Source organism: Enterobacter sp. Taxon_2, assembly GCF_058355295.1.
Genome location: NZ_CM178024.1, coordinates 269,365 through 282,081, shown reverse-complemented (window position 1 = coordinate 282,081; position 12,717 = coordinate 269,365). Strand labels below are relative to the sequence as shown.

Sequence of the window (12,717 nt, the reverse complement as noted above, 5' to 3'; positions counted from 1 at the left end):
TGTTAGTCCTCTCGGGCAAATAATGCCTCAATAAAGTCGTCCGCCTTAAACGGACGTAAATCCTCAATACGCTCGCCTACACCGATGTAACGGATAGGAATGCCGAACTGATCGGCCACGGAGAAGATCACCCCGCCTTTCGCGGTGCCGTCCAGCTTGGTCAGCGCGATCCCCGTCAGTCCTACCGCTTCAGTGAACAGCTTCGCCTGACTGATGGCGTTCTGTCCGGTGCTGGCGTCAATGGTCAGCATAATTTCATGCGGTGCGTCTTCGTCCAGCTTCTTCATAACGCGAACGATTTTCTTCAACTCTTCCATCAGGTGCGATTTATTCTGCAAACGCCCTGCGGTATCGGCAATGAGCACGTCCACGTTGCGCGCCTTCGCCGCCTGGATGGCGTCGAAGATCACGGACGCGGAATCCGCGCCGGTATGCTGGGCAATCACCGGAATGTTGTTGCGCTGACCCCAAACCTGCAGCTGCTCAACCGCCGCCGCACGGAAGGTATCGCCCGCCGCCAGCATCACCGATTTGCCCTGCTGCTCGAACTGACGCGCCAGCTTGCCGATGGTGGTGGTTTTACCTACGCCGTTCACGCCCACCATCAGAATAACAAATGGCGTTTTGCCTTCAATATTAAGCGGTTCGTCAACTTTTGCGAGAATTTCACCCATCTCGTCTTTCAGCAGGCCGTACAGCGCTTCGGCGTCGCGCAGCTGTTTGCGGCTCGCCCCTTCGGTCAGGTTGGCGATGATCTTACGGGTGGTTTCCACGCCGACGTCCGCAATCAGCAGCTGTTCTTCCAGCTCTTCAAACAGATCGTCGTCGATCTTCTTGCCGCGGAACAGACTGATAAATCCGGAACCTAAGTTTTCTTTGGTTTTGAGCAGGCTGCGCTTCAGGCGGGCGAAGAAACCTTCTTTGGTCGGTTTTTCCTGCTCCTGAACGATCTCTTCTTCCGGTTCTGCTTCCACCGGCACCACGATGACCGCTTCTTCAGCCGCTTCCGCCGCCAGCGCCTGGGCTTCAAGCTCTTCGTCGGTGAGTTCTGGCTCTATTGCCGCTTCTTCTTCCACCGCCTCAACAATTTCAACGGTTTCCGCTTCGGCCTGCCACTCTTCGGCAGACACCTCTTCGGCTTTCGCCTCTTCCGGCAGCGGCAGCTCTTCATGCTCGATAACGGCCTGCGGTGCTTCGGTAAGGTCATCAACGACAACCGGCTCTGGCTTCTCGCTCTCCTGAACCTGTTCCGTGACCTCAACCACCTCTTCTGCAAAGGATTCAACCTCTTCTTTGCTGTGCGCCGTTTCTTCCGCGTCGACTACCGCGGCGGTTTCTACAGGCGTTTCAGGCGGTGACTGCTCTTCAACGGCTTGTTGCTCTTCGGTTTTCTGTTCTGTTTCTTGCTCTTTTTCACCGAAGCCCAGCCAGGAAAAGAAGCCACGTTTTTTTTGTTTTGCCATCTGCGACTACACTCCTCGCGGCGCTATATACATGGAAGCTAAAAAAATGATGAAATAGTCTAACACTTTACTTAATTGACATCACCGCCCGCAATCGCAGGCCAATTGTTAACAGAGCTTTCCTGAGATGAAGAAACCCAACCGCGCCCCGGCCGGTCAAATTCGTATTATCGGCGGTCAGTGGCGAGGCCGGAAATTACCGGTGCCGGACAGCCCCGGTTTACGCCCTACTACCGACCGCGTGCGCGAGACGCTGTTTAACTGGCTGGCCCCGTCAATGGTAGACGCCCACTGCCTGGACTGCTTCGCCGGAAGCGGCGCGCTCGGTCTGGAAGCACTGTCGCGCTATGCCGCCAGCGCCACGCTGCTGGAGATGGAGCGCGGCGTGGCGCAGACGCTGCAGCAAAATCTGGCGACGCTGAAGGCGGGCAACGCCAAAGTCGTGAACACCAACACGCTGAGTTTTCTTGCGCAGAAAGGCACGCCGCATAACGTGGTGTTTGTCGACCCGCCGTTCCGTAAGGGGCTGCTGGAGGAGACGCTATCCCTGCTGGAACAAAACGGCTGGCTTGCGGATGACGCGCTAATTTACGTTGAAAGCGAAGTGGAAAACGGTTTACCGCCGGTTCCCGCTCACTGGGATCTGCACCGTGAAAAAGTCGCGGGTCAGGTTGCTTATCGTCTGTATCACCGTCAGGCACAAGGAGGATCCGATGCCGGTACTGATTAACCTGGGACGTTTGCTGATGCTGGGCGTCTGGGCGTTTTTGATTCTGAATCTGGTGCACCCGTTCCCGCGCCCGATGAACATTTTCGTTAACGTCGCGCTGATTTTCACCTCCTTTATGCACGCCCTGCAGATGGTGATGCTGAAAAACGGCCTGCCGAAAGACGGCCCGCAGATGACGGGCTGGCAGCAGCTGCGCGTGTTTATTTTCGGCGTGTTTGAACTGCTGGTGTGGATGAAGAAGTTTAAGGCGCAGGTGAAGAAGTAAGGTGCGGGCTGATGCCCTCACCCTACCCCTCTCCCACAGGGAGAGGGAACCGTTCGTGCATTATTCCGTCCTGAACCCTTCAAATCGCGACCCTTTATAGCTCAGCGTTCCTTTCTCTCCCACCGTCAACTGATGGTACTGCTGCGCCTCCAGGCGGAAGGTCATCTCCAGGCCGCCCGTTTCCGGCTTAAAGCTCGCTTCATAGCGCATTGTTGTGCCCGCAGGCGTCACCTGCTGCTGGCGCGAGCGGCGGTCATTGAGCGGTTTTTCGCGTTTGTTGGTCACCACCACGCGCTTTTGCATCAGGGGTGCGGCATCGTTATCCGCCTTCTCGCGGCGCTGCTGTACGAAGCGGAACGAGGCGGCAATGACGATAATCGCCACCACGATAATGAAAAACAGCGGCATCTTGCTCATTCTACAATCCCATCAGATTATGCGGAATTCAGGATACCCTGCCTTCCCCGCCATTGCCAAACGCCCGCCCGCATCACTACACTGGATCAGAAACTGATTATTCAGACTTAACAGATACAGGGAGTTAATATGCTTTGGTCATTTATCGCTGTCTGTTTTTCCGCATGGCTTTATGTCGATGCGTCGTACCGTGGTCCCACCTGGCAGCGCTGGCTGTTTAAACCGGTCACGCTGTTGCTCCTGCTGCTGCTGGCCTGGCAAGCGCCGATGTTCAACGCCGTCAGCTATCTGGTGCTCGCCGGGCTGTGTGCGTCCCTGATAGGCGATGCGCTGACTCTGCTCCCCCGTCAGCGCCTGCTCTATGCCGTCGGCGCGTTCTTCCTGTCGCATCTGCTTTACACCATCTACTTTGCCAGCCAGATGACGCTCTCCTTCTTCTGGCCGCTGCCGCTGGTGCTGCTGGTGATTGGCGCGCTGCTGATCGCGGTGATCTGGTCACGTCTGGAAGAGATGCGTTTGCCGGTCTGCACGTTTATCGCCATGACCCTGGTAATGGTGTGGCTGGCGGGCGAGCTGTGGTTCTTCCGTCCGACCGCTCCGGCGATGTCCGCGTTCTTCGGTGCCGCGCTGCTGCTGATCGGGAATGTCGTGTGGCTGGGCAGCCACTATCGTCGCCGCTTCCGTGCGGATAACGCGATAGCCGCCGCCTGCTACTTTGCCGGGCACTTCCTGATCGTGCGTTCGCTGTATATTTAAATAAGTCTTGACTCTGGAGTCGACTCCAGAGTGTATGCTGCGGTTAATGAGAAAATTATCATTACCGGAGACTGCCATGTCGACTCCAGAAACATCTAAAAAAGTTCCACAATTCTCGGCACTTAAGCTCAGTCCGGTTCCGCCGAAAGACGACTGCTGCTGCGAGGGGGCGTGCGAAACACAAACTGAAATGCTGCCTGAAAGCGGCAACCGCTACAGCTGGGTCGTTAACGGCATGGACTGCGCCGCCTGCGCGCGCAAAGTGGAAAACGCCGTCAAACAAGTGCCGGGCGTGAGTCACGTTCAGGTGCTATTCGCCACTGAAAAGCTGCTGGTTAGCGCCGATAACGACGTCAGCAAACAGGTGGAAGCCGCCGTCAGCAAGGCGGGCTATACCCTTCGTAGCGAAACGGCGCCCGCTGAAAAAGCCTCTTCCCTGAAAGAAAACCTGCCGCTCATTACCCTCATCATCATGATGGCCCTGAGCTGGGGGCTGGAACAGTTCAACCACCCGTTCGGCAACCTGGCGTTTATCGCCACCACGCTGGTCGGGCTGTTCCCGATTGCCCGTCAGGCGCTGCGCCTGATGAAAAGCGGCAGCTGGTTTGCCATCGAAACGCTGATGAGCGTGGCGGCTATCGGGGCGCTGTTTATTGGCGCAACGGCAGAAGCGGCGATGGTGCTGCTGCTGTTCTTAATCGGTGAACGCCTTGAGGGCTGGGCAGCCAGCCGGGCGCGTAAAGGGGTCAGCGCGCTGATGGCGCTGAAGCCGGAAACCGCCACGCGCGTGGTAAACGGCACGCGTGAAACGGTCGCCATCACGACCCTTCGTCCGGGCGACGTGATTGAAGTCGCGGCAGGCGGACGTTTGCCTGCAGACGGCGCGCTGCTTACCGCCACCGCGAGCTTTGATGAAAGCGCCCTGACCGGCGAATCCATTCCGGTCGAACGTGAGGCGGGTGAAAAAGTGCCTGCGGGTGCCACCAGCGTCGACCGTCTGGTACAGCTCACCGTGCTTTCCGAGCCGGGCGACAGCGCCATCGACCGTATCCTGAAGCTGATTGAAGAGGCCGAAGAGCGCCGCGCGCCGGTCGAACGCTTTATTGACCGCTTCAGCCGGATCTACACGCCCGCCATTATGCTGGTGGCTCTGCTGGTTACCGTCGTCCCACCGCTGTTCTTTGGCGCGCCGTGGGAGGGCTGGATTTATAAAGGGCTGACGCTATTGCTGATCGGCTGTCCGTGCGCGCTGGTGATTTCCACCCCGGCGGCGATTACCTCCGGGCTGGCGGCGGCGGCACGTCGCGGGGCGCTGATTAAGGGCGGCGCGGCGCTGGAGCAGCTGAGCCAGGTTCAGCAAATCGCGTTCGATAAAACCGGTACGCTGACCGTCGGCAAACCGCAGGTGACCGGCGTATATCCGCAGGATATCGGTGAAGATGAACTGCTGACCCTGGCCGCCGCCGTTGAACAGGGCTCCACTCACCCGCTGGCGCAGGCGATTGTGCGTGAAGCGCAGTCGCGCGGGCTGAACATCCCTCCGGCAACCGCCCAGCGGGCGCTGGTCGGGTCAGGGATTGAGGCCACCGTTGACGGTAAAAAGGTACTGATTGTCGCGGCTGGCAAGTCTTCTACTCCAGAGGTGGAGGCGTTAGAACAAACCGGACAAACTGTTGTGAGCGTGATGCAGGACGGCGTCGCAAAAGGGATGCTGGCGCTGCGCGACACCCTCCGCGATGACGCAAAAGAAGCTGTGGTGGCGCTACATCAGCTGGGCGTGAAGGGCGTGATTCTCACCGGCGATAACCCTCGCGCGGCGGCAGCAATTGCGGGTGAGCTGGGGCTGGCGTTTAAAGCCGGATTGCTGCCTGCGGATAAGGTCAGCGCGGTAACGGAGCTGAACGCTCAGACGCCGCTGGCGATGGTCGGTGACGGGATTAACGATGCTCCGGCGATGAAAGCGTCCACCATTGGTATTGCGATGGGCAGCGGGACCGACGTGGCGCTGGAAACGGCTGACGCGGCGCTGACCCACAACCGCCTGACCGGACTGGCGCAGATGATTAGCCTGGCGCGCGCGACGCGGGCCAATATCCGTCAGAACATCGGCATCGCGCTGGGGTTGAAGGGGATTTTCCTGGTGACCACGCTGCTGGGCATGACCGGGCTGTGGCTGGCGGTGCTGGCGGATACCGGGGCAACGGTGCTGGTGACGGCGAACGCGCTCAGGTTGTTGCGTCGCCGGTAAAAAAACGCCCGGTGGCGCTGACGCTTACCGGGCCTACATATCCTGCTAAATCGTAGGCCGGGTAAGGCGAAGCCGCCACCCGGCTTTTTTTATATGAAGTAGCTCATCGCCAGGCCTAAAAACAGCACCAGACCGACGTAGTTATTGTTCATAAACGCTTTGAAGCAGGCGTCGCGTTCGCGCTTCGCAATCAGCTTTTGCTGGTACGCAAACAGCAGTCCCGCCACCAGCACGGACCAGTAGAACTCCCAGTTCAGCCCGTTCAGGCGACCAATCGCCACCATCAGCGCCAGTACCGCAACCTGCAGGATACCGATGATCAGCTTGTCCTGACGGCCAAAGAGGATGGCGGTTGATTTGATGCCAATTTTCAGGTCATCGTCGCGGTCAACCATCGCGTACTGGGTGTCATACGCCACGGCCCAGAGAATGTTCGCCAGGAACATCAGCCAGCAGCTGAGCGGTAAAGACTCACTAACCGCCGCAAACGCCATCGGAATCGACCAGCCAAACGCCGCCCCCAGCACCACCTGCGGCAGATGGGTGTAGCGCTTCATAAACGGATACACCCAGGCCAGGGCCAGCGCCGCAACGGAAAGCAGAATGGTCATGGTGTTGAGGGTTAACACCAGCAGGAAAGAGAGCAGCACCAGAACAATAAACAGCACGCGGGCTTCTTTCCCGGTCACATGCCCGCTGGGTAACGGACGACCGGCAGTACGCTTAACATGACCATCGAATTTACGATCGGCATAGTCATTCACCACGCAGCCCGCCGCACGCATCAGCCAGACGCCGGCAACGAATACGCCAAGGATCCACAGCGGCGGCACGCCCGGCGTGGCGAGCCACAGCGCCCAGAGGGTCGGCCACAGCAACAGTAACGCGCCAATGGGTTTATCGGTACGCATTAAGCGGTGATACGCCAGCAGCTTATTCTGCGTCAGGCTCCACTCCATTTTTTCTTCCTCTTAGTACAACGGTGATGCCGGTAAAAAAAGCTCCGTCAGAATTAACGGTTTACCGCTCAGGCGAAGGCGGGAACGACGCCCCCAGAGTTCGGCATCACGACCAATCTCAATAAAATCCCGGGTAAGCTCAGACGAGGTGAAAAGGTAACGCCCCAGCGGCGTTTTCCCCAGACGTTGCAGCGCCAGCTCGGGCCCGGAAAGGGTGGACTCGGGCACCACCGTCCGCCCGGCAAGCCACGGCTCACCGTCAGCACAGAGTAAAATTTCACGCAGCCAGTAACGTGGCTCTTGCGGCAGCAGCGGCAGCTCGCTGGCAATCTCATCGCCAGAGACAAACCCTTCCTGAATCAGGGTCACCGTAACCGTTTTACCCTGCTGCTCAAAACGTTTCGTCATGGAATCTTCCAGCAGCAACCAGTCCAGTTGCTGCGGTTCAAGCGCAGGTATTTGGTCGAAATAGCGCAGCGCACGCAGTTGCGTTAGCGCAGGGTGTGACATGCCAGACTCTCCGATACATAACGTAATGGCATTGTATCGCAGAAACACGGATTGAGGGGGGCCAAACGTTATTTAACGATCACGATCGCAACAAGAGTGCAACAGCCTGGCGGAGACGAAAAAAAGTGCGCCCACTCAGGCGCACCAAACGACTAACAAATCAGCACTGCGGGGAAACGGTTACCCCTTGCCTTTTACACTGCTGATAAAGGTGGAACGGGCAGTGGTTGAACCTAAACGTTCGGCTTCATCAAGCAGTTTCAGCGCTTTATCGACATCGCCGCGCTTCACCGCCTGCTTAATGGCGTTGTTGAAGTATTCTTCGGTGTCGTTCAGTACCGGCTCCGCTTTCTTTGTCGGGGCCGGTGCTGCGGTCGCTACCGGTGCGGCTGCCGTGGCAGCTGGCGCGGTATAGGCAGGCGCAGCGGTGTTGCCTACGGTGACAGGTCCGGTACCGGAGGAGCCAAACAGTGGGCCGACCAGGACGCTGGACGCACTATTGGTTGACACTTTCAGCTTCACAAGACCGTCAGTGGTGTGGCGGGCGATCGGGTCCGGGATGTCCGGCACGGCGTTACCTACGCCTTTGGCATAGGCCTTAGCGGGATCAAGCAGCGTAGTGGTTTGCTGCAAATCTTTTTCCGTGGTGAAGACGAGTACATAAATTTTCTGCTGACCCAGCGCAGGCGTCAGTCGCATTACCCCTTCGAGGCGGTCTGCGCTCATGACACCAGGCTCCTGATAGGTAAAGTATTCGCTCGGGAAGAACGCAGAAGGTGTCATGTTCTGGTCAAGAATGAGCACGTTCGGTGCAAAAACGCTGGTCTGCTTGTTAACTTCACTTGTGAGCGTCAACGTCAGTTCGCCAATGTTTGCAGGCACACTGTATGCAACCACCGGACCACTGATGCCCGGAACATTAAGTGGTTGCCCCCCCGTCGAGAGCTGGGTCGTTTGGGCTTTAGATTGATCGACAGGCGTCCAGACCAGCTGTTGCAACGCAGCGGCCGGAATGGCCGGCGCGGATGTTGTGTTTTGCGGAACGAAATTCACATTAGCGAGCGTTACTGCTGGCGCGCTTGCCAGCAGCCCTGCGGATAAACAAAGAGCAAGGAGAGTTTTGTTCATTTTCATTGTTATCACCTCAAAATGCACAGGTCAGCGGTAGCCAGGCAATAGCGCGCCGTCCCAAGGATTGAGGGGCTTGCGCCCCTCAGTTTGGTCATTACGTCAGATTAAGACGGGATTACCACCAGATTTCCATCTGGGCGCCGAAGGACCACTCGTCGTTGTCACCGCGACCGAAGGAACCACCGTTAAAGCCATCTTTGACTGCTTTACCAAAGTTCGCGTTGTTGGAAGGGTTACCGGTGTAGTCGTAGCCCCATTTTTCATCCCACTTGGCATAAGTTGCGAAGACGCGGATTGCTGGACGTGACCAGATGCTGTCACCTGCCTGCCACTGTTGCGCCAGGGTGATTTTGTACTGGTTGTTGGTTTCGCCAGTTTCCTGGGATTTGACGTTGTCGTAACCCACTTCCAGCAAGGTACTCATGATTGGCGTCCATTTGAACATTGGACGAACGCCCACGGTCCACCATTTGGTGCCGTTATTATTATCCCAGTCGATATCCTGATACATACCAACGTACATCAGGTCCCAACGATCGCCCAAAGAGATTGCACCATGATCCAGGATACGCAGCAGGCTACCGTTATTGTTGATGTCATAGGCGAAATGTGAGTTAGGATCGATACCTACCCCAGAACCTTGAGACAGGCCTTTACCCTGAGAAGTCATTGAATCGGTCGCATACTGAACCACAAATTTGTTATAGCCCTTCAGCATGCTCTGAGTATGTTCAGCAGTGAACATCCAACCATCTTTAGACGCGCCGTCAACCAAACGATAATCATCACGTGGGTTAGCACGACCGTAGTCAACGCCCAGTTCCAGCGTACCCCCTGGGTTGATTTCCATCTGAGCTAAACGAACATCGAAAACATCGTTCGCCGTTTTTTGGTTGTAATCATAAATGCTGTCGCTACCAAAGGTAGCAGAGCCGCCTGTTTCAGTGGAGCGTGTCGCCGCTAAAGACAGTTTACCGAAGCCAAGATCGATGTTTTCAAGACCTGCACCAGGCCCTGAAATATCCCAGTAGTAGAAGTCGATCATGTGGACGTCATGACGCTGATAGAAGCGCTTACCGGCCCAGATGGTAGAACCTGGCAACCATTCAATCAGGTTTTTACCCTGCACGTTAGCTTCACGGAAAGCTGGGCTGGTGGCTTCCCAGTCGTTTTCCTGGTTAACTGAATAAGCTACGTTAGTGTCAAAATAGAAGCTTTTATCGCCTTCTTTCCACACTTCCTGACCCAGTTTCAGTTCCGCATAGGTTTCACATTCGTTACCCAGACGGTATTTACTTTGAGCACCGGTTGCCTGGAAGCACTGCTGTTGACCACCACTCCCCGTCCAGCCAATACCGGAACGAGCATAACCATGGAAATCCACGGCCATTGCCTGAGCAGACATTACGCCCGCTGCGACGGCAACTGCCAGAGGAAGTTTGCGCAGAGTAATCATCATTCTATCTCCTGAGATCATTGCTTTTCTTTGAACACTTCACCTGTCGGTTTCGTGTCTTCTTTTGGGATTGCTTAAACGCCTGGCTCTTTGTGCAACCGACGACATGCAGTGCCATCCTCACGGAACAGATGGCAACGCTCTGGCGGCAAGCCGATAGCGAATCTGGCACCCTCTTCTACCAACACCACGTCGTTCTGGCGGTAGACCAGGTTCTGACGGATGGCGGGGATCTGGATATGAATCTGTGTTTCGTGACCAAGCTGTTCGACGACCTGAACGTCACCTTCCAGGGTCACATCGGCGATGTGGCTCGGCAGCAGGTGCTCAGGACGAATACCGAGGGACATGTTTGCCCCGACCTGTACGTTGGCGCTGTCGACCGGTAGCCAGACCTGCTGGCGGTTTGGCAGCTCCACCTGTACCTGTTCAATCGCTGTCGCGGTCACTTTGACGGGCAGGAAGTTCATCTTTGGCGAGCCAATAAAGCCCGCAACAAAGCGGTCTGCCGGGTAGTGATACAGCTCCAGCGGTTTGCCCACCTGCGCCACGCGACCGGCATCCAGCACCACGATTTTGTCGGCGAGGGTCATCGCTTCGACCTGATCGTGGGTGACGTAAATCATCGTGCGGCCAAGACGCTTGTGCAGACGGGAGATTTCGATACGCATCTGGACGCGCAGGGCGGCATCCAGGTTAGAGAGAGGTTCATCAAGCAGGAACACGCGCGGTTCGGCCACCAGCGTACGGCCAATCGCCACACGCTGACGCTGACCACCGGAGAGCGCTTTCGGTTTACGCTCCAGCAGGTGAGCCAGCTGTAACACTTCCGCCACCTGTGTCACGCGCTGGTTAATAACCTCTTTCTTCGCGCCGGCCAGCTTCAGGCCAAAGGACATGTTCTCGGCAACGGAAAGGTGGGGATAGAGAGCATAAGACTGGAACACCATACCGACTCCACGTTCGGCAGGTGGGATGTCGTTCATTCGGGTATCACCGATCAACAGGTCGCCGCTGGTGATAGTTTCAAGACCGGCAATCATACGCAGCAGAGTAGATTTACCACAGCCTGATGGGCCAACAAACACCACGAATTCGCCTTCGTTGATGTCCAGATTGATGTCTTTCGACACCACAACGTCACCCCAGGCTTTCGTTACATTACGCAGCTGTACGCTCGCCATGCCCTTCTCCCTTCGTTACAACCTGTCACCGACAGAAACATTCAAGATAAGTTCACTATGGGGTATCCATTACTTTCCCGAATCCTCCACCCCCCGCCTTTTTTATGGGGGAGGAGGCGGGAGGATGAGGGAGCAGGCTCTGCGACCGCTGCGGGAGGGCTGAGGCAAAATTCGTGAAGCCGCCTGCAAAATTCGGTGGGTTTTTATGTGCGCCAGCACTCATAACTTAAATTTATGCAACGGAGATCACACAAACGGGGGGTGGGGCGTAGGGGTTGGGAGGATGGAAAGAGGATGTCAAATAAGGAGACTGAGACACGTTGAACCACTGAAGTCATACCACGAGACATCACCAAAAAGGATGGCAGCTATGAATATCAAGACTGGCGCACGCGTTTTCGCATTGTCCGCCCTCGCAGCAATGATGATTTCCGCACCGGCGCTCGCCAAAATTGAAGAAGGCAAACTGGTTATCTGGATTAACGGCGACAAAGGCTATAACGGCCTGGCCGAAGTGGGCAAAAAATTCGAGAAAGATACCGGCATCAAAGTGACCGTAGAGCACCCGGACAAACTGGAAGAGAAATTCCCGCAGGTTGCGGCAACCGGCGATGGCCCGGACATCATCTTCTGGGCGCATGACCGTTTCGGGGGTTACGCGCAGTCTGGCCTGCTGGCTGAAGTGACGCCAGACAAAGCCTTCCAGGACAAACTGTTCCCGTTCACCTGGGACGCCGTTCGCTATAACGGCAAGCTGATCGCTTACCCAATCGCGGTTGAAGCCCTGTCTCTGATTTACAACAAAGACCTGGTTCCTAACCCGCCGAAGACCTGGGAAGAGATCCCGAAACTGGATAAAGAGCTGAAGGCGAAAGGTAAATCCGCCCTGATGTTCAACCTGCAAGAGCCGTACTTCACCTGGCCACTGATTGCTGCCGACGGCGGTTACGCGTTCAAGTTTGAAAACGGCAAGTATGACGTGAAAGACGTGGGCGTGGACAACGCGGGCGCGAAAGCGGGTCTGACCTTCCTGGTGGATCTGATAAAGAACAAACACATGAACGCGGATACCGATTACTCCATCGCGGAAGCGGCGTTCAACAAAGGCGAAACCGCGATGACCATCAACGGTCCGTGGGCCTGGACCAACATCGACAAGAGCAAAATCAACTATGGCGTGACGCTGCTGCCAACCTTCAAAGGCAAGCCGTCTAAGCCGTTCGTTGGCGTGCTGAGCGCGGGCATCAACGCCGCCAGCCCGAACAAAGAGCTGGCGAAAGAGTTCCTGGAAAACTACCTGCTGACCGATCAGGGTCTGGATGAAGTGAACAAGGACAAACCGCTGGGTGCCGTCGCGCTGAAATCCTTCCAGGATCATCTGGCGAAAGACCCACGTATCGCGGCCACTATGGATAACGCCCAGAAAGGCGAAATCATGCCGAACATCCCACAGATGGCCGCGTTCTGGTACGCCACCCGTACCGCGGTTATCAACGCTGCAAGCGGTCGCCAGACTGTCGATGCCGCGCTGAAAGATGCTCAGGGTCGTATTACTAAGTAAGCAGAAAAACGGCGGGTGGCGCGTGCGCTTACCCGCC

The 12,717-nt window shown here is 56.6% G+C and carries 12 protein-coding genes; 5 read left to right on the top strand and 7 right to left on the bottom strand.

What is annotated here, in order from left to right; genetic code table 11:
• Nucleotides 1–2: 2 nt before the first annotated feature.
• A complete protein-coding gene (gene ftsY, locus AC4IC4_RS01260; protein ID WP_491472019.1) occupies nucleotides 3–1,463 on the bottom strand; it encodes a signal recognition particle-docking protein FtsY in 1,461 nt (486 codons plus the stop codon).
• A gap of 127 nt (nucleotides 1,464–1,590) precedes the next feature.
• Between ftsY and rsmD the strand changes: the two genes are divergently transcribed.
• On the top strand, nucleotides 1,591–2,193 hold the full coding sequence (gene rsmD / locus AC4IC4_RS01255; protein WP_024906689.1) for a 16S rRNA (guanine(966)-N(2))-methyltransferase: 603 nt from the start codon (nucleotides 1,591–1,593) through the stop codon (nucleotides 2,191–2,193).
• Nucleotides 2,177–2,458: a DUF1145 family protein gene (locus tag AC4IC4_RS01250; protein ID WP_010436509.1), complete on the top strand. Its 282-nt coding sequence runs from the start codon at nucleotides 2,177–2,179 to the stop codon at nucleotides 2,456–2,458. Before rsmD ends, AC4IC4_RS01250 begins: the two co-directional genes overlap by 17 nt.
• Nucleotides 2,459–2,518: 60 nt before the next feature.
• On the opposite strand, the gene AC4IC4_RS01245 is transcribed toward AC4IC4_RS01250, so the two are convergent.
• The gene (locus tag AC4IC4_RS01245) at nucleotides 2,519–2,875 is read right to left on the bottom strand and encodes a DUF2500 domain-containing protein (protein ID WP_024906688.1); all 357 of its coding nucleotides are present in this window, start codon (nucleotides 2,873–2,875) and stop codon (nucleotides 2,519–2,521) included.
• Between the two features lie 129 nt (nucleotides 2,876–3,004).
• Here AC4IC4_RS01245 and AC4IC4_RS01240 point away from each other — a divergent pair, with 129 nt between their 5' ends.
• Together AC4IC4_RS01240 and zntA are read left to right on the top strand one after the other, a co-directional pair.
• Complete coding sequence (locus AC4IC4_RS01240) at nucleotides 3,005–3,631, top strand: lysoplasmalogenase (RefSeq protein ID WP_024906687.1); 627 nt, start codon at nucleotides 3,005–3,007, stop codon at nucleotides 3,629–3,631.
• 76 nt (nucleotides 3,632–3,707) lie between these two features.
• On the top strand, nucleotides 3,708–5,879 hold the full coding sequence (gene zntA / locus AC4IC4_RS01235; RefSeq protein ID WP_491472018.1) for a Zn(II)/Cd(II)/Pb(II) translocating P-type ATPase ZntA: 2,172 nt from the start codon (nucleotides 3,708–3,710) through the stop codon (nucleotides 5,877–5,879).
• A gap of 89 nt (nucleotides 5,880–5,968) precedes the next feature.
• Here zntA and ubiA read toward each other — a convergent pair whose 3' ends face one another.
• From ubiA to malK, 5 genes are all read right to left on the bottom strand, one after another.
• Nucleotides 5,969–6,838, bottom strand: a complete 870-nt coding sequence (gene ubiA / locus AC4IC4_RS01230; protein WP_491472017.1) for a 4-hydroxybenzoate octaprenyltransferase — start codon at nucleotides 6,836–6,838, stop codon at nucleotides 5,969–5,971.
• A 12-nt stretch (nucleotides 6,839–6,850) separates the two neighbouring features.
• A complete protein-coding gene (gene ubiC, locus AC4IC4_RS01225; RefSeq protein WP_024906684.1) occupies nucleotides 6,851–7,348 on the bottom strand; it encodes a chorismate lyase in 498 nt (165 codons plus the stop codon).
• A 180-nt stretch (nucleotides 7,349–7,528) separates the two neighbouring features.
• On the bottom strand, nucleotides 7,529–8,482 hold the full coding sequence (gene malM, locus AC4IC4_RS01220; RefSeq protein ID WP_024906683.1) for a maltose operon protein MalM: 954 nt from the start codon (nucleotides 8,480–8,482) through the stop codon (nucleotides 7,529–7,531).
• A 112-nt stretch (nucleotides 8,483–8,594) separates the two neighbouring features.
• Nucleotides 8,595–9,938 carry a maltoporin gene (locus AC4IC4_RS01215; RefSeq protein WP_208763405.1) on the bottom strand — a complete coding sequence of 448 codons (1,344 nt, stop codon included), beginning with the start codon at nucleotides 9,936–9,938 and terminating at the stop codon, nucleotides 8,595–8,597.
• A gap of 71 nt (nucleotides 9,939–10,009) precedes the next feature.
• Complete coding sequence (malK, locus tag AC4IC4_RS01210; protein WP_032650555.1) at nucleotides 10,010–11,119, bottom strand: maltose/maltodextrin ABC transporter ATP-binding protein MalK; 1,110 nt, start codon at nucleotides 11,117–11,119, stop codon at nucleotides 10,010–10,012.
• A 370-nt stretch (nucleotides 11,120–11,489) separates the two neighbouring features.
• On the opposite strand from malK, the gene malE reads away from it, so the two are divergent.
• Complete coding sequence (gene malE / locus AC4IC4_RS01205) at nucleotides 11,490–12,680, top strand: maltose/maltodextrin ABC transporter substrate-binding protein MalE (protein WP_032645104.1); 1,191 nt, start codon at nucleotides 11,490–11,492, stop codon at nucleotides 12,678–12,680.
• The last annotated feature ends 37 nt before the right edge of the window (nucleotides 12,681–12,717 follow it).